A 16510-nucleotide genomic window follows, 5' to 3' on the forward strand; every position below is an offset into this window, starting at 1 on the left:
GAATATTCAATATAAAGAATAGTGATTTCATATTTGTGAAAAGAGGCGCGTGTGGCAGGTGAAGTTCGGTCGGTGTCTCAGGCGTTCGCGGTGCTGCGGCTGCTCGCCGACAGCGATCCGCTCACGCTGTCGGACATCGGTCGCTCGCTCGGACTCGGCGCCTCCTCCTGTTTCAACCTGCTCGGAACATTGGTCGCCGAAGGTGCTGTGGTGCGCGACCAGCCGGGCAAGCGCTATCGTCTGTCCGATGGCTGGGCGCGGGCGGGGCTGCTCCGCGACGGCGATGCGCGGCGAATGATCGACCGGCTGCGCCCGCTGATGGCGCGCTTCGCGCAGGCGCATGAAGTGACCACCGGCCTGTGGCAGGTCGCGTCGCGCGACCGGTTGCAACTCGTCGCGCACGCCGAGAGCAAGGCGGTGCTGCGCATCCACCTCGCGCAGGGCCAGCGCCAGCCGCTCGGCGGCGGCGCCGTCGGGCGCGCGATCGCGGCGGCGCAGGCGCCGGGCGACGAGGAGGTCGCACGGCGCTTTGCCGCAGTGCGCTGGGAAAAGGCGATCGCCTTCGCCGATTATCGTGAGCAGGTGCGGGTTGCGAGCGGGACCGGCTTCGCGGTCGACGACGGCTATACCCATATCGGCATCTGCACGCTCGCGGCGGTCATCCCGCAGCGCGGCGCCGAATATTGCCTGTCGGCGAGCTGCTTCGCGGGGGTCCGAAAATCGGCCGACCTGACCGCGCTGGGTAGGGCGCTGGTCGATCTGGCGGACTCGGCGGTCGCCTAGGCCCCGGCCTCGGCGAGCAGCGCCTTTGCCTCGGTACCCTGCCAGTCGATCGCGCCGATGATGCGCCAGACCTCGCGCCCCTCGGCATCGTAAAGGATCGTCGTCGGCAGCGCGCTGTTATAGGCGAGGAGCAGGCCGTTTTCGGGGTCGAGATAGGGCTGGAGCGTCGTCAGCCCCGCGGTCTGGAACCACGGATCGACGACCTTGGCGCCCTGCAGATCCTGTGCGACCGCGATCACCGTGAGCTTGTCGGCCTGCGCGGCGGCGAGCTTGTCGAGCGTCGGCATTTCGGCGACACACGGCGCGCACCAGGTCGCCCACAGATTGACGAGCAACGGCTTGCCGCGGAACGCCGCGAGCGTCGTCGGCGCATCGTCGGGGCCGACGAAGGTCGCGGCGGGGGCGGCCTTGCCCTTGTTCTCGCGCATCACCTGGTGGACGAAGCGTTCGACGCCCGCACCCTTCGCTTGCGCGCCCGAAACATTTGCTTGGCCCGCTCCCGCTTGCTCCCCCGCAGCCTTTTCCCTATCGCAGCCCGCGATCGATCCGGCCAGAAACACGGCGAGGATTGCAGGGACAAGGCTTGGGACGCGGCGGATGGCGGAATCTCCGAACAGCAACAGCATGTGGGGCGGCCGCTTCGGTGCCGCTCCCGCGGCGATCATGCAAGAGATAAACGCGTCGATCCCCGTCGATAAGCGCCTGTGGGAAGAAGATATCGCGGCCAGCCGCGCGCATGCGGCGATGATCGGCGCGGCCGGGATCATCGCGGCCGACGATGCGGCGAAGATCGACGCCGGCCTCGCGCAGATCGCGGAGGAGTTCGCGGCGAACGGCGTGCCCGTCGACCTCGCGCTCGAAGATATTCACATGACTGTCGAATCGCGGCTGAAGGAGATCGTCGGCGAGGCCGCCGGGCGGCTCCATACCGCGCGTTCGCGCAACGATCAGGTCGCGACCGACTTCCGTCTTTGGACGCGCACCGCCTGCGCGCGCATCGACGACGGGTTGAAGGCGATCCAGACCGCGCTCCTCGCACGCGCCGACGAACATGCCGCCAGCATCATGCCGGGCTTCACCCACCTGCAGGTCGCGCAGCCGGTGACGCTTGGCCATCATCTGCTCGCCTATGTCGAGATGTTCGGTCGCGACCGGTCGCGCTTCGCCGATGCGGCGAAGCGGCTCAACGAATCGCCGCTTGGCGCCGCCGCGCTTGCGGGCACCAGCTTCCCGCTCGATCGCGCTGCGACCGCCGCTGCGCTCGGTTTCGACCGCCCGATGGCGAACAGCATCGACGCGGTGTCCGACCGCGACTTCGCACTGGAGTTTTGCGCCTCGGCCTCGATCGCCGCGATTCATCTGTCGCGGCTCGCCGAGGAAATCGTCATCTGGGCGAGCCAGCCCTTCGGCTTCATCAGCCTGCCCGACGCCTGGTCGACCGGCAGCTCGATCATGCCGCAAAAGCGCAACCCCGATGCCGCCGAACTGGTGCGCGGGCGGGCCGGCTTGCTGCTCGGGGCGTTCCAGCGCCTCGCCGTGATCGTGAAGGGCCTGCCGCTCACCTATTCGAAGGATCTGCAGGACGACAAGGAAACCGTCTTCGGCGCGTTCGACGCGCTCGCGCTGTCGCTCGCGGCGATGACCGGCATGGTCGAGACCCTGACCTTCCGCACCGACCGCATGCGCGCGCTCGCGGCGTCGGGCTTCTCGACCGCGACCGACCTCGCCGACTGGCTGGTGCGCGAGGCGGGGGTGCCGTTCCGCGAGGCGCATCATATCGTCGGCGCCTGCGTGAAACGATCCGAGGAACTCGGCGTTGAGCTGTCGGCGCTGCCCGCCGAAGACGCCGCCGCCATCCATGCCGCGGTGACGCCCGCGGCGCTGGCGGCGCTGACCGTCGAGGCATCGGTCGCCAGCCGCACCAGCTATGGCGGCACGGCACCCGAACGGGTAAGGCAGGCCATCGCAGCGGCACGCGCCGCGCTGGAGGATTAGGATATGGCAACGGCGAAAGCCCTCGCACTGCTCGCGGCCGGTGCCGTTTGCGTCGCGGCGCTCGGCGCCTGCGGCAAGCAGGCGGACCTGAAGCCCGTCGCTGGCCAGGCCCCGCCGCCGCTGCCCGTCGGTGCCAAGAAACAACCAACCACGGAGGAACTCACGACGCCTGACGCGCAGGCCCGGCCCGCGCGCAGCGACGAACTTCTCAAACGGTCGGAACAGCGCGAACCCGACGATTTTGATTTGCCCCCTCCGGGCTGAGTTTCAGGACTTTCTCCAATGAACCATTTTGACCTTCGTGACGGCGTGATGCACGCCGAAGATATTCCGCTGCCGCGCATTGCCGAGGAAATCGGCACCCCCGTCTATGTCTATTCGCGCGCCACGCTGGAGCGCCATGCGCAGGCGTTTCGTGACGGGCTGAAGGATGTGCCCAGGAAGCACCTCGCCTTCGCGATCAAGTGCAACCCCAACCTCGGCGTGCTGCGCGTGCTCGCGCGGCAGGGCTATGGCGCCGACGTCGTGTCGGGCGGCGAACTCGAACGCGCGCTCGCGGCGGGCATGGCGGCCGAGGACATCGTCTTCTCGGGCGTCGGCAAGACGCGCGCCGAACTGGCGCAGGGCCTCGACCGCGGTATCGGCCAGTTCAACATCGAACATGAGCCCGAGGGTGTCGCGCTCGCCGAAATCGCGCTTGCCAAGGAAATGACCGCGCCGGCGGTGCTGCGCGTCAATCCGGATGTCGATGCGGGCACTCATGCCAAGATTTCGACCGGCAAGGCGGAGAACAAGTTCGGCGTCGGCATCGACGTCGCACCCGAAATCTTCGCGCGGCTGTCGGCGCTGCCGGGGCTCAACATGCGCGGGATCGCCGTCCATATCGGCAGCCAGCTCACCAGCCTCGACCCGCTCGAAGCCGCCTTCGAACGCGTCGGCCAGCTCGTCGCCGAACTGCGCGCCGCCGGCCACAGCATCACCCATGTCGATCTCGGCGGCGGTCTCGGCGTGCCGTACAAGGCCGAGGACAATCCGCCGAGCCCCGCCGAATATGGGGCGATGGTCGCGCGCGTGACCCGCGACTGGGACGTCACGCTGATGTTCGAACCTGGCCGGGTGATCGCGGGCAACACCGGGGTGCTGCTGACCGAGGTGCTGTGGGTCAAGCCCGGCGCCGCCAATCCGTTCGTGATCGTCGATGCCGCGATGAACGATCTCGCGCGCCCCGCGCTCTATGATGCTTACCATGACTTCGTTGCGGTGAAGCCGTCGGGCGAAAGGATGACCGCGTCGATCGTCGGACCGGTGTGCGAGACCGGCGACACCTTCGCGCGCGACCGCGAGACCGACAAGGTCGAGCCGGGCGACCTCGCGGTGTTCCGCACCGCGGGTGCCTATGGCGCGACGATGGCGTCGACCTACAACAGCCGCAGCCTCGTTCCCGAGGTACTCGTCGACGGCGACCGCTATGCCGTCGTCGCCGACCGTATCGCGGCGGGCACGATCATGGCCGCCGAACGCGTGCCCGACTGGATCGACTGAGGCCGTGGAGCAGCTTCCCATCTTCCTCAACCTGCGCGGCCGCACGGTCGTGCTGGTCGGGGAAGGGGAGGCTGCCGATGCCAAGGCGCGGTTGATTGTCCGCGCGGGCGGGCGGATCGTGCCGGTGTGGGAGGCCGGCGCGACGATCGCTTTCGTCGCGCTCGCCGACGATGCCGAAGCCCGCGTCGCCGCCGAAGCGCTGCGCGCGCGCGGCCTGCTCGTCAATGTCGTCGACCGCCCCGATCTGTGCGATTTCACCACCCCCGCGATCGTCGATCGCGCGCCGGTGACGATCGCGATCGGGACGGGCGGTGCGTCGGCGGGGCTCGCGAAGGCGGTACGCCAGCGAATCGAGGCCCTGTTGCCCGCGCGCCTGGGCGCGCTGGCGTCGGCGCTGTACGCCGCGCGCGATGCGATGAAGGCGCGCTGGCCGGCCGCCGCCGACCGCCGCCGGGCGATCGACGCGGCGCTGGCGCAGGGCGGTGTGCTCGATCCGCTCGCGGCCGATGCGGTGGACGGGGTTGAAACCTGGCTCGCCAGCGACACGACCCTCCCGTCAAGCCGCCTCGAAACGATCGTGCTGACCAGCCCGAACCCCGACGACCTGACCCTGCGCGCCGCACGTCTGCTGGGCGAGGCCGATCATATCTTCCATCCGGCGGACGCACCCGTCGCGATCCTCGCTCGCGCCCGGGCCGACGCGGTGCGGCACGCCATTGACGCCCGGCCGAAGACCCCGCCGCCAGGCTTGTCGCTCTGGCTCGACTATTAGATATCGGGTTGGCCGCTGACGACGGGTTGTGGCCATATTGCTCTCTCCCCTTCAGGGGAGAGGTACGCAGGCTTGCCAGCTTGCTGGCTAGCCTAAGTAGAGAGGGGTTTGGCTGCGTTCCCCTCTCCAAGCTTCACTAGCTCCTGACGGAGCAAGCTGCGCTATCCTCTCCCCTCAAGGGGAGAGGGCTTTCGGCGGCTTCTATGTCCAGAACAGCGGCCCTTGGCTATGGCGCGATCGCCAGCCCGTCGCCATTTTTGCCCGCCGCGATCCGGCGCAGCACTTCGCCGCTCGCGACGTCGATTTCCGCGATCATGTCGTGCCCCGTCTCGGCCGCGTAAAGCCGCTTCGAATCGGCGCTGAACAACAGGGTCACCTGTCCCTTTTCCTGCTCGCCCGATACCTTGATCGTCTTGAGCGGCGCGCGCGTTTCGGCGTCGAACAGGCTGATCGTTCCCGCGCCGATATTGCTCGTCGCGATCAGTCTGCCGTCGGGGCTGGCGAGCACGCGTATCGCGACCGGATCCACGGGTAATTCGACGATCTTCTCGCCCGTCGCGACATCCCACACCGACACCCGCGGCGCTTCGAGGTCGCCGACCCACAATTCGCGCCCGCCCTTCGCCAGCGCCAGCCCCTCGGGTTTGCCGCCGACGGGCAGGTCGCGCAGCTTTTTCGCGTCCTTCAAATCGAGTATGCTGACCGTGCCCGACGCGATATTGGCGGTGTAAGCCGTGCGATTGTCGGGCGCGACGACGATCATGTGCGTGCCCTGTTGCCCTGTGGCAATCGAGGTCACCGCGCCGTCGGGCGCGACCACCGCGACCGACTGGCTCGCCTCCGCCGTCGCGACCAGCCGCCCGTCGGACAGCCACACCAGCCCGTGTGGCCGCTGGTTCGGGCTGAGGTCGATCGTCCGCAACTTCTTGCGCCCCGCGACATCGAACACGTCGATCGTCGTCGCGCCATAGGCGACCACCGCGGCCTGCTTGCCGTCGGGAGAGATGGCGATCTCGTGCGGCATCTTGCCGGTCGGCAGGCGCGCCAGTTCGGCGCCGGTGTCGAGCGCGACGAGGCTCAGCGTATCCTCGCCCTTGTTGCCGATCAGCAAGGTTTCGGCCGCAACCGGCGCGGCGGCGAGCAGCAGGGTGGAAAGGACGGTGATGGCGTGGCGCATGGAGCGTCTCCCGGTGGCTGTCGCGGCCATCCTAGGCGCCGTGCCGGTGGCGGCAACCGCGCTTCGACGAACGGCCTTACTCCCATATTACGATAAGTTAACTGGCGTCGGCTCCGCCTGCTTCGCACCATCCGTCGGCGGCCGATCCGCGCCGCCATTGACTGGGGAGCGAAGCTATGAACCTGCCATCCATCGACATCGACGCCATACCGTTGCTCGACACCGCGGTCGGGCTGTTCGGCTCGCTCGCGGCGCCGACCGCGTCTTCGGGGCCATCGGTCTTCGAGGTGTCGGTCACCGTCGTGCTGATCATCTACGACTGACCGGGCCGCGGGCGCGCGCTTCAATGCCGCGCCCGCATTCGGTGACCGCGCCATGCCCGTCCCGTCCCGTCACGATCATTATCCGCGCGCCGATACCCTGCGCACCGCTGCGATCCGTGCCACCGCGAGCGATCTCGCCGCGGGATGGCGGGCGGCCGATACGGCGCCCGCCGGCCTGCTCACGGCGCTCGCCGCCGCGAGCGATGCCGAACCCGACCAGGCCATCGTGCGCCTCCGCCCATGGCTCGCCGACCCGCGCTGGCTCGGGGTACGGCTGGCCGAGGCGCTTGCCCTGCTCGCCGCCGATCCGTTTGCCCGGCCGCCGCTGCGCATCGTCGGCGGGGGCGGCGGACCGGGCGGTCTGATGCTTGCCGAATGCGGCGCGATCCGCCTGTCGCTGCAATTGCTGCCATTCGAGGCGGCGGCGGCTCCGACGACCGCGCTCTTCGTGCCCGGCCGCGCCGCGATCCGCGTGCTGGCCGCGGGCGGCGCGCGGCTGACGCTCCACCATGTCCCGCTCTCGGCCGCCGAGGAGGGCGGCGCCTTCACCGCCGCCGCTGCGTCGCCCTGTCGCAGCGACCCGCCGCGCGCGCTCGTCGCCGGCGACATGCTCGATCTCGACACCGCGCGCACCAGCTTCACCATCGCCGGCGCGACCGGCGACGTCCTGCTCCTCGAACTCGCGGTGCAGCCGCCGTCGCCGCTGCCGATGCGCACCTACGAACTGGTCAGCCGCCGCCTAACCCACCTCTCCGCCTCCCGCCGCGACAGCAGCTTCCGCGCCATGGCGCTCGCCCTGCTCCGTGAAATGGACCGCCGCGACGCCGCCCCACTGTTCGTCGAAGCCACGCTCGCCGAAGATTTCGCCGCCCGCTGGAGCGCGATGCGCGATCTCGTCGCGCTCGACCCGGCGACCGCGCGGCCGCGGCTCGCTGACATGGCGACCAGCGACCCGCACCCCGAAGTCCGCCGCGCCGCCGTGGCGACACTGGCGCTCTTCATGCCAAAGGTTTCCGACCCATGCCTCGCCTGATCGACCCACCCGCCGGCGGAGTACTCGACCTTGAAGACGTCACCGCCCGGCTCGACGAAACGGGCGTCGACCTCAGCGACGAAGCGAGTCTCGCCCATGCTGCCCACCTCCTCGCCGGGCTCGCGCGCAACCGCGACTTCCTCGCCGACCGCGTCATCGCCGAACTCAAGGCGAGCTTCGCCGGCCAGCTCGAACTCAGCCGCTATTCGGCGCAGGTCTTTCTGCTCCACCGTAGCCCGCGCGGCCATTTCCTCCGCGCCAATCTCTGGCCCGCCGCGACCGATGCCGCCTACACCGCCAGCGGCGCGGCGGTCTTCGCCTATGGCCTGCCGCACGACCATAATTTCAGCTTCCTCACCACCGGCTATTGGGGACCCGGCTACATCAGCGACTATTATGACTATGACCCCGAAGCGGTCGACGGCTGCCTAGGCGAGCCGCTGAACCTCCGCTTCGTCGAGCGCAGCAGCTTGAGCGAAGGCAGGATGATGCTGTACCGCGCTCACCGCGATATCCACAGCCAGCTCCCACCGACAAACCTCTCGGTCAGCCTCAACATCATGGAGGAAGGCGAGCATATCCCCTGGCGCGACCAATATATCGTCGACCTGGAAAGCGGGACGATTGCGCGCCGCCCGACGCTGACCCAGGCCGAGATGCTGCTCCGCTGCGCCGTGCACCTGACCGACAATGGCAAGGACATCGCCGAGCAGTTCGCGAAGGTGCACCCGGTGCCGCGCGTCCGCGCCAACGCCATCGCGGCGCTGGCGGCGGTTGAAGAAGGCAACGCCCGCGCGGCGGTGCTCGAACGCGGATTGTACGATCGCGACGCACGGGTGCGCGATGATTGCACGCGCTGGCTGGGGTTGTAGCTTCGGCTGCTGACAGCGCGGCTTTCCGCTGCTAACGGCGCGGCATGACAACTTCTCTTTCGCATATCCGTAATTTCTCGATCATCGCGCACATCGACCATGGCAAGTCGACGCTCGCCGACCGGTTGATCCAGTTCACCGGCGGGCTGACCGCGCGTGAGATGTCGGCGCAAGTCCTTGATAACATGGACATCGAGAAGGAGCGCGGGATCACCATCAAGGCGCAGACGGTGCGCCTGTCGTACAAGGCGCATGATGGTGAGACCTATGAGCTCAACCTGATGGACACGCCCGGCCATGTCGACTTCGCCTATGAAGTGTCGCGCAGCCTGGCGGCGTGCGAGGGCGCGCTGCTGGTCGTCGACGCGGCGCAGGGGGTCGAGGCGCAGACGCTGGCGAATGTCTATCAGTCGATCGAGCACGACCATGAAATCGTGCCGGTGATCAACAAGATCGACCTGCCCGCGGCCGACGTCGACAAGGTGAAGGCCGAGATCGAGGACATCATCGGGCTGCCCGCCGACGACGCGGTGCTGGCCAGCGCGAAGGCCGGCATCGGCATCGAGGAAGCGCTGGAGGCGATCGTCACGCGCATCCCGCCGCCGAAGGGCGATGCCAATGCGCCGCTCGTCGCGATGCTCGTCGACAGCTGGTACGACCCCTATCTCGGCGTCGTCATCCTGATCCGCGTGATCGATGGCGTGCTGAAAAAAGGCCAGCAGATCAAGTTCATGCAGGCGGGCACCACCCATCTGATCGACCGCGTCGGCTGTTTCACGCCCAAGATCGAGCAGCTGACCGAACTCGGCCCCGGCGAGATCGGCTTCATCACCGCGCAGATCAAGGACGTCGCGCAGGCGCGCGTCGGCGACACCGTGACCGACGCCAAGAAACCCGCGGCGCAGGCGCTGCCGGGGTTCAAGGAAGTCCAGCCCGTCGTGTTCTGCGGCATGTTCCCGACCGACGCCAACGACTTCGAGAAGCTCCGCGAGAGCATCCAGAAGCTGCGGCTCAACGACGCGAGCTTCAGTTTCGAGATGGAGAGCAGCGCGGCCTTGGGCTTCGGCTTTCGCTGCGGTTTCCTCGGCCTGTTGCACCTCGAGATCATCCAGGAGCGGCTGACCCGCGAGTACGACCTCGACCTGATCACCACCGCGCCGTCGGTGGTGTACAAATTGAAGCTCGGCCATACCAAGAATGAGGCGGCGAAGGAGATCGAGCTCCACAACCCCGCCGACATGCCCGACCCGAACCGCATCGACGAGATCGAGGAACCGTGGATCGAGGCGGTGATTTACGTGCCCGACGACTATCTCGGCCCGATCCTGAAGCTGTGCCAGGACCGCCGCGGGGTGCAGAAGAATTTGACCTATGTCGGCGGCCGCGCGCAAATCACCTATGAACTGCCGCTCAACGAGGTGGTGTTCGATTTCTATGACCGGCTGAAGAGCATCAGCCGCGGTTACGCCAGCTTCGACTATCACCAGATCGGCCACCGCCCCGGCGACCTCGTCAAGATGAGCATCCTCGTCAACAACGAGCCGGTCGACGCGCTGAGCATGATCGTCCACCGCGGCACCGCCGAAACGCGCGGCCGCGGCATGTGCGAGCGGCTGAAGGACCTGATCCCGCGCCACATGTTCAAGATCCCGATCCAGGCCGCGATCGGCGGCAAGGTGATCGCCCGCGAAACCATCGCCGCGCTGCGCAAGGACGTGACCGCCAAATGCTATGGCGGCGACGCGACCCGCAAGAAAAAGCTGCTGGAAAAGCAGAAAGAGGGTAAAAAGCGGATGCGGGAATATGGGAATGTGAACATCCCACAGGAGGCGTTTATCGCGGCGCTGCGGATGGGGGAGGAGTAGTCAGGTCGCAGCAGGCGCTTAGTTCGGTGGAACGGGTGTTTGCATAGCGGACTCGGCTGTCTCTTTCGTGCGGGTCGCGATCCCGGCGCGCCAAGCATCGGCGCGGCATTTCATCAAGTTGTTGGTAAGGAAAGTCGGCAGGCCGCCCAAAGCGATCTCGTGAAATTTCTTTCTTGGTCCGGACCATATATACACGGCCACCGGCAGAGTGCAGGGGGGCACGTCGTCCTTCGCCAGCTCGACCGTGAGAACTCCTTTGTGAACCAGCTTGACTGGGGTACCATCCGGAACTCCCTTGAAATCCGCGATGCTGTGGATCCCGTCCTTCTTACCCGGTCGGTTGAGCGCAATGCCATGAATTTCCAATGTGTCGGGACCGTAATTCTGTACCGCGATGACAAAGGGCCCGGTCTCGACGCTTCTGCCTTTTGCTTCGCTAGCTTGATACCAGGCGGCGCGCAGCGGCGGGACGCTGGTACAACCTGCGAGCGCAAGCGCTGTGGCCGAGGTCATCAGGGCGGTATATCTGCGATACCGGATCATCGCGAACTCGGATTCTGCTTTGGACTCGCGGCCCGGATTTCCGTGGCGATCGAGGCCTTGAGCATCGCAATTTGGCCGAGCAATTTCTTGTAGTCGTCGTTGCTCATGTTCTTCGCTTCGGTCACCGCTGTGGTGAGAGCATTGAGGGCTTCCCTGTGGTCGGGCACAAAGATCGTACCATTGCCGCCGCCGACGGGCCTAGGAAACTCGTCGATCAGCGCCTTGAGCCGCACGATTTGCGCCTCGAGTTCCAAGTTGGGACCGGTCTCGCCCCCGGCTCCAGGCGTCATCTTCGAAAGCCGTGTCACTTCCACGGTCAGCCGATCGGTGATATCATTTAGCTTGACGAGCGCCTCGGGGGCGAGGCCAATCTTAATGCCGTCGGCGGCGAGATCCTGCGCTTCCTTCGACAGCTTCAACTCGACCGGATCGATGCTGACCTTGGCGGGCGCGATCTGGAGCGCATCGCGCAACTTGCGTGCCGCTTCGTCGCCGACCGTCAAACCCGCGCTGACAAGACCGGCGGTCACGACGGTGCTCGTGATCAGCTTGGCGGTGCTCATCGCTTCGACAGCGGCGACCAAGCCGTTCCAGCCGCGCGCGGCGGGGGGTGGGGGCGTGGCCTCGATCGCCATCGAGTATTCGTCGGGGTGAGTTCCCGCCGTGCGCGACACCAACTGTTCGCCGCGCGAGAGCGGATAGGCGGCCTGGACCTTTGCCACGGTGGCTTCAAGGTCTTCGATCTCGACCGGCGTCGGCATCGCGCCCCGGCCATAGCTGTCCATCGCGTCGCACAGGTCCTCAGCGGACACGTCGCCGAGCAGGCGATAGCTTTCGAACTGCGTCTCGTTGAAGAACTGGTCGAGCGTGCTGTGGTGCGGAAAGGTCTGCCCGCCACGCCGGCTGGTCTGCGCGTAATGGGTCAGCGCGGGCGGTTCGTCGCCGTTCAGGATCGGCTTCACGCAGTAGATCTCGCCATCGACGAGTCCCTCGTTGAGCGCCGAATAGCCGATCCGCCCCACGACCACTCGCTGGTTCTGGCCCGGCCCCGGTTGACCCGGCAGCGTCGGCGGCAGGTCGATCCGTACCCCGAAATCGACCTGCGCCTTGCGAATTGCGTTGTGCAGGTCCGAATATCTGAATTCGCCGTCGCAGGTCCCGTCGATCACCACGATCCGATGGCACCGTCGCCGCACCATCTCGTAAAGCCCGAGATTGTCAAAGTGGCCACCATCGGACAGGTATAGCCACGATTTGTCATCGGCCAAACCCAGTGCTTCCTTGACGACATGCAGCAGCCGACCCTTCGGCTCTTCCTCGCGCGCCTGATCTTCGGGCGCATCGGGATGTGGCAGCCACCAGCCCAGCCGCACGTTGAAGAAGGTCATCACCATCGTGACAAACGGAGCGCTGTGATAGCCCATATTGGGGGTCGCCGCCGCGCCTGAGATGGTCATCGCGCGGCCCAGCGTGAGCCCGCCCTGCTTGTCTGGCTCCGTGCCTGCTTTGCCGCCATAGTCTTCGGTGTCGGCATAGCCGGTGCAGGCCGAGCCGCAGTGCAGTGCGGTCGCTGTGAAGGACGCCGCCTTGCGTTCCTGCCAGTCGCGCCGGTCAGGCGAGCTGCGCGTCAGGTTGAGCGTCATATTGACGACGTGAAACAGGACAGGTCGATCGCTATCCGGCATTTTTTGGCTAGGGAACAACTGCGCGAGTGCGACGTCGTCGGCGGGATCGAGATCGGTGAAAGGATCAGGATTGCGTACGCTGCGCGCGGTGCCGAGGTAGGCACGGGTCAGGCGGTTACCATACATTGCGTGGAGCGAAAACCGGTTGGCGCCGACGAAGAATGAAATGACGACCGCGATGCCGAGGAAGGCGGCAAGGACCGCGAGCGAAATTAGTAGTTGCGACGGCGATGATCCGTTATCGAGCCAGAGCGCATGATCAAACGCTTCGACCCAGTCGATCGACCGGGGAGCCGGCAATTCCCTCCAGGTGGCAATCCGACCGAACAGGGTATTGACCGCAATGGCGGCCGCCACGAGAATAGCCAGCACCGCCGCCGCGCCCGTCAAGTTGAATAGTTGGGCGCCAAGCCTGTCAAACGCGCTTTGCGCTTCGCGCCTGATCCGCGCACCATTGCGGCTCCAGAAGCCGATCATTCCCACCAGCGCGGCGAGCAGTCCGCCACCAATACCTGCCGCGCCCAGATTCGCAGAATCGGCCTGTTTTGCGTGCAAGCCGATATCCCTGAGCCAGTGCGCGAAGTCATTTCCGGAAACGATAGCAAGCACAAGTCGCGGTAAATAGATCAGCACCCCAAACACAAATATCCAGCTGACTGCCGCGATCAGTGCGACGGCCGCATAGCGGGAAATTTTCTCGCGCGTTCCTTCTGTGACGTTGAATCCGCCCAGTACTGCCAGCGATAACATCACCCAACCTGTGCCCAGCAGCGCCGGAACGCCTAGCGCAATCCACGTGAGGCTTAACGCCGGCCGCCAAGATTCCAGCCCCGGGACCTGTGCGAAGGCGCCCCATAATCCGATCAGCACATACGGAACCGTCGCAACGGCCAACAGCAGAGGAATCCAGACTAATAGGTTGAATATCAAATTGCGTACGAAAATCGTGAACACCGTCAGCGTATCAAGCGACACGCCCCACGATGGCGACATGTAATTGCTGAAGCTGCGCAAGCGGCGGATCGGGTGGATCGGTTCGACCTGCCCGCCCCCACCGTTGCCGCCGCTGCTTTTGAGTTCTTCCCAGTCGAACCCGGGCTCGCCGCGCCAGCGCGATAACCAACTACCCGCATATCCGCCGCCCGAAACGGTGGAGAGGTAGTGAAAATCCTTGATTCGGCCCTTGCGTGCCAAGCCCTGCAACACCCCAAGGCAGAAAGTCCCGCTGCGGATTCCTCCACCAGAAAAGCACAGCGCGAAGGAAGATTTGGGCACTCCGTCCTTACCAAACAGAGCAGTACGCTCGTTTGATAGCATTTCGGCCTCTGGCAATTTTCGGATTTTAGATCTGCTCATGGCCCCCACCATCAAGCGTCGAATCGCGATTTATAATCGTTTCATGCTTGTCCGCGGCTGTCCAATTTTTTTTCAACCAATTCGCGTTCAATAGATGATCTGCGATGTCGATGTCGATTTCGTTTCCAGAACCAAACTCAACGACAACAGTTGTCAGAGGTCTTGTTCGGAGCTGCGTTCGCCGAAGCTTCGTTCAGCTACGAAACTTCAGGGGATACCTCCACCAACCGCACAATCCGCACCACGCACCGCGCCGGAATCTCGATCACCCCGCTGAGCATCACGTGCTGGTCGTCGCCGACGATCATCGCCGATCCGGCGAGGATCTTCACGCAATCGTCGTCGTGGACGAGGCGGCCGACCGAGTAGCAGGTCTGGACCGGCTGGGGCTCGATGTGCGCGAGGTCGGTCCAGCCGCCCGCGGGTTCGGGCGGCTGGATCCATTCGATCGCGACATTGCGGCCGAAGCGGGCCGGGCGGTCCGGGTGGGGGCGCCCTTCGTGCAGCTCCTGTTCGAGGCTCATGCGTCGCCGCCTTCGGCCGGGGGTCCGCCGCCGACCTCGCCCGCCTTCCATGCGGCCCAGCTTTCGTCGCTGTAGGCGGCGGCATATTCGCGTTCGAGCTGCCGGATGTCGCGCTCGACCCGGCGGCGGGTGGCGTCGCGGTCCTTGAGGGTGGTGCCGCCCCGCATATGGTCCGCTTTCGGAATGCCATAGGGGCGGTCGAGCACGGGCGGGCGCGCGGCCTGCCAGGCCTCGGCGCGTTCGCGGACCGTGTGGGCGACGGGGCGCATGTCGCCGCGGGTGATCGTGCCGTCGAGAAGGTTGCTTTCGCCATAGGCGCCCTCGACGATATGGTCGCCATAGTGGCCGAACCAGATTTCGTCGGTCTGGCCCTTGCTGCCGTCGGGGTCTTCGGCGGGCGGGTGCCATTCGACGTGCGACAGGTCGCCGCCTTCCTCCGCCTCCCAGTCGATATTGCCCGCGCCGGCGGCGAGCGGGACGATCATGTCGGGGTGGTGCATGTGCCACTCATGCTTTTGCGGGTGGAGGAAGGCGTCGGCCTTTTGCACCGCGTCCCAATCGGTGCCGGGGCCGGTGAGCATGTCCCACGCGGCGCGCTTGACCGGGTCGTGCGAAATGCGGCGCTGATAGGCGGTGCGGATGGTGCGCAGGCGATCGTCGAGGTCGGTCTCCTGCCGGTTCTGGTTGCCGTTGTTTTCCTGGATCCGCGCCTGACGCTCGGCCTCCCACTCGGCGCGCCACTTGTCGCGCAGGCGGCGGATGCTGTGCGGGACCGCGGTGTCGGGGCCGTCGACGGGGTTGAGGTTGGCGCCGAAACCCTCGGGAAAGCGGCTCGCGGCGATATGCTGCATCGCGCGGATGTTGGGACGACGGCGTTCGAGGATGACGCGGCCCTCCTTCGACAGCGTTTCGGGGACGCCATAGATGGCATATTCCATGAGCAGGTCGGCGACGCGGCGCGCGCCCGTATCGACCGCGCGGTCCCACGCCGCGGCAAAGCTGTCGGCGCCGTCGCGCTTGCGCAGCTGGTAGAGCGCCGAACTGCTGTGGCCGATCGCCTTCGCGGCCATGCTGACCGCGCCGGTCGCGGCGAGCCGGGCGATGAAGATCCGCTGTTTCTGGGCGTTGATGCCGGTCCAGGGTTTGCCGTGACGCGCGACGGGGGTGAAGGCGAGCTCTTCGGGCAAGTCTTCGTCGTCGAACATGGCGGCGGGATCGGCGGGGAGCGGCGGGAGGATTTCCTGTGTCATCGGTGAGACTCGCTTTCGGTTCGTGTGATTCGCATAACGAACCATATAGGAATAAAATAGGAAAGCGTTTTTTCCGTTTCGGCGTGCGGGGCGGGGGAACGGGGCGGCGATTGCCAGCGGGGGCGGCGCGGCCTAGGTTGGCAGACAGGCGCGGCAGCGGAGACGGCGATGGCACAGGGACAGCGGCAGGCACTGACCGACATCGTCGTGCACAGCCGGCTGAACGACGGCACCGCGGTGTGCCTGCGCACGATCACCCCCGACGACGCGCCGTTACTGCGCGCCGGGATCGCGACGCTGTCGGCGGAGTCGCGCTATCTGCGGTTTTTCTCGCCGGCGGCGGTGTTGCCCGAGCCGGTGATCGAGCGGCTGGTCGATGTCGACGGGCACGACCATATCGGCTGGGGCGCGATCTGTACCGAGTGCGCGGGCGAGCCGGCGATCGGCGCGGTGCATGCGGTGCGCGACCGCCACGACGGGCCGGTGGGCGAATATTCGGTCGCGGTGGCCGACGCGTTCCAGGGGCAGGGGCTGGGGCGGATGCTGACCGCGGCGCTGCTGATCGATTGCCGCGCGGAGGGGCTGGAGGCGCTCGACCTGCATGTGCTGTCGGAGAATGGCGCGGCGCGGCATCTGGTCAAATCGCTGGGCGCGACGTGGAAGGGCGAGAGCGCGGGGGTCGCCGACTATCGGCTCGACGTCGCGGCGGCGCTGGCGGCGCTGCGCTCCGACGGTGCGGCGCAGGGGGTGCAGGATGTGTTCGCGCAGCTCGCGGGTTAAGGGGGTGACG

16 protein-coding genes are annotated in these 16510 nt (G+C 66.4%); 10 read left to right on the plus strand and 6 right to left on the minus strand.

Features of this window, described 5'->3' with window-relative positions; translation table 11 throughout:
* Window positions 1-72: 72 nt before the first annotated feature.
* Window positions 73-783: an IclR family transcriptional regulator gene (locus EEB18_RS14860; RefSeq protein ID WP_187669009.1), complete on the plus strand. Its 711-nt coding sequence runs from the start codon at window positions 73-75 to the stop codon at window positions 781-783.
* Here the strand turns inward: EEB18_RS14860 and EEB18_RS14865 are convergent.
* Window positions 780-1211, minus strand: a complete 432-nt coding sequence (locus EEB18_RS14865; protein ID WP_262407941.1) for a TlpA family protein disulfide reductase — start codon at window positions 1209-1211, stop codon at window positions 780-782. The genes EEB18_RS14860 and EEB18_RS14865 overlap by 4 nt on opposite strands.
* 196 nt (window positions 1212-1407) lie before the next feature.
* On the opposite strand from EEB18_RS14865, the gene argH reads away from it, so the two are divergent.
* The 4 genes from argH to EEB18_RS14885 are packed head-to-tail and all read left to right on the plus strand — an operon-like array spanning window position 1408 to window position 5092.
* Window positions 1408-2778 (plus strand): argininosuccinate lyase, encoded by a 1371-nt coding sequence (argH, locus tag EEB18_RS14870; RefSeq protein WP_187140655.1) that lies wholly within the window; start codon window positions 1408-1410, stop codon window positions 2776-2778.
* A gap of 3 nt (window positions 2779-2781) precedes the next feature.
* On the plus strand, window positions 2782-3042 hold the full coding sequence (locus EEB18_RS14875) for a hypothetical protein (protein WP_187140638.1): 261 nt from the start codon (window positions 2782-2784) through the stop codon (window positions 3040-3042).
* 18 nt (window positions 3043-3060) lie between these two features.
* Window positions 3061-4320 (plus strand): diaminopimelate decarboxylase, encoded by a 1260-nt coding sequence (gene lysA, locus EEB18_RS14880; protein WP_187140639.1) that lies wholly within the window; start codon window positions 3061-3063, stop codon window positions 4318-4320.
* 4 nt (window positions 4321-4324) lie between these two features.
* Window positions 4325-5092, plus strand: a complete 768-nt coding sequence (locus EEB18_RS14885) for a bifunctional precorrin-2 dehydrogenase/sirohydrochlorin ferrochelatase (RefSeq protein ID WP_187140640.1) — start codon at window positions 4325-4327, stop codon at window positions 5090-5092.
* A gap of 226 nt (window positions 5093-5318) precedes the next feature.
* Here EEB18_RS14885 and EEB18_RS14890 read toward each other — a convergent pair whose 3' ends face one another.
* Window positions 5319-6269: a beta-propeller fold lactonase family protein gene (locus EEB18_RS14890; RefSeq protein WP_187140641.1), complete on the minus strand. Its 951-nt coding sequence runs from the start codon at window positions 6267-6269 to the stop codon at window positions 5319-5321.
* A gap of 176 nt (window positions 6270-6445) precedes the next feature.
* Between EEB18_RS14890 and EEB18_RS14895 the strand changes: the two genes are divergently transcribed.
* Genes EEB18_RS14895 through lepA form a run of 4 tightly spaced genes read left to right on the plus strand, consistent with a single transcriptional unit; the run spans window position 6446 to window position 10362 of the window.
* Window positions 6446-6592, plus strand: coding sequence for a hypothetical protein (locus EEB18_RS14895; protein WP_156377623.1), 147 nt, complete (start codon window positions 6446-6448; stop codon window positions 6590-6592).
* Window positions 6593-6644: 52 nt separating this feature from the next.
* Window positions 6645-7625, plus strand: coding sequence for a HEAT repeat domain-containing protein (locus EEB18_RS14900; RefSeq protein WP_187140642.1), 981 nt, complete (start codon window positions 6645-6647; stop codon window positions 7623-7625).
* Window positions 7613-8497, plus strand: coding sequence for a transposase (locus EEB18_RS14905; RefSeq protein ID WP_187140643.1), 885 nt, complete (start codon window positions 7613-7615; stop codon window positions 8495-8497). Before EEB18_RS14900 ends, EEB18_RS14905 begins: the two co-directional genes overlap by 13 nt.
* Window positions 8498-8541: 44 nt before the next feature.
* Complete coding sequence (gene lepA / locus EEB18_RS14910) at window positions 8542-10362, plus strand: translation elongation factor 4 (protein ID WP_187140644.1); 1821 nt, start codon at window positions 8542-8544, stop codon at window positions 10360-10362.
* Window positions 10363-10380: 18 nt separating this feature from the next.
* On the opposite strand, the gene EEB18_RS14915 is transcribed toward lepA, so the two are convergent.
* From EEB18_RS14915 to EEB18_RS14930, 4 genes are all read right to left on the minus strand, one after another.
* A complete protein-coding gene (locus EEB18_RS14915; protein ID WP_187669010.1) occupies window positions 10381-10875 on the minus strand; it encodes a hypothetical protein in 495 nt (164 codons plus the stop codon).
* Window positions 10876-10901: 26 nt separating this feature from the next.
* Complete coding sequence (locus tag EEB18_RS14920; RefSeq protein ID WP_187140646.1) at window positions 10902-13946, minus strand: patatin-like phospholipase family protein; 3045 nt, start codon at window positions 13944-13946, stop codon at window positions 10902-10904.
* A 197-nt stretch (window positions 13947-14143) separates the two neighbouring features.
* On the minus strand, window positions 14144-14470 hold the full coding sequence (locus tag EEB18_RS14925) for a hypothetical protein (protein ID WP_187140647.1): 327 nt from the start codon (window positions 14468-14470) through the stop codon (window positions 14144-14146).
* Window positions 14467-15720: a hypothetical protein gene (locus tag EEB18_RS14930; protein WP_187140648.1), complete on the minus strand. Its 1254-nt coding sequence runs from the start codon at window positions 15718-15720 to the stop codon at window positions 14467-14469. Before EEB18_RS14930 ends, EEB18_RS14925 begins: the two co-directional genes overlap by 4 nt.
* 168 nt (window positions 15721-15888) lie before the next feature.
* Here EEB18_RS14930 and EEB18_RS14935 point away from each other — a divergent pair, with 168 nt between their 5' ends.
* Window positions 15889-16500 carry a GNAT family N-acetyltransferase gene (locus EEB18_RS14935; RefSeq protein ID WP_056346121.1) on the plus strand — a complete coding sequence of 204 codons (612 nt, stop codon included), beginning with the start codon at window positions 15889-15891 and terminating at the stop codon, window positions 16498-16500.
* The last annotated feature ends 10 nt before the right edge of the window (window positions 16501-16510 follow it).

Source organism: Sphingopyxis sp. OPL5, from assembly GCF_003797775.2.
Classification (GTDB): domain Bacteria; phylum Pseudomonadota; class Alphaproteobacteria; order Sphingomonadales; family Sphingomonadaceae; genus Sphingopyxis.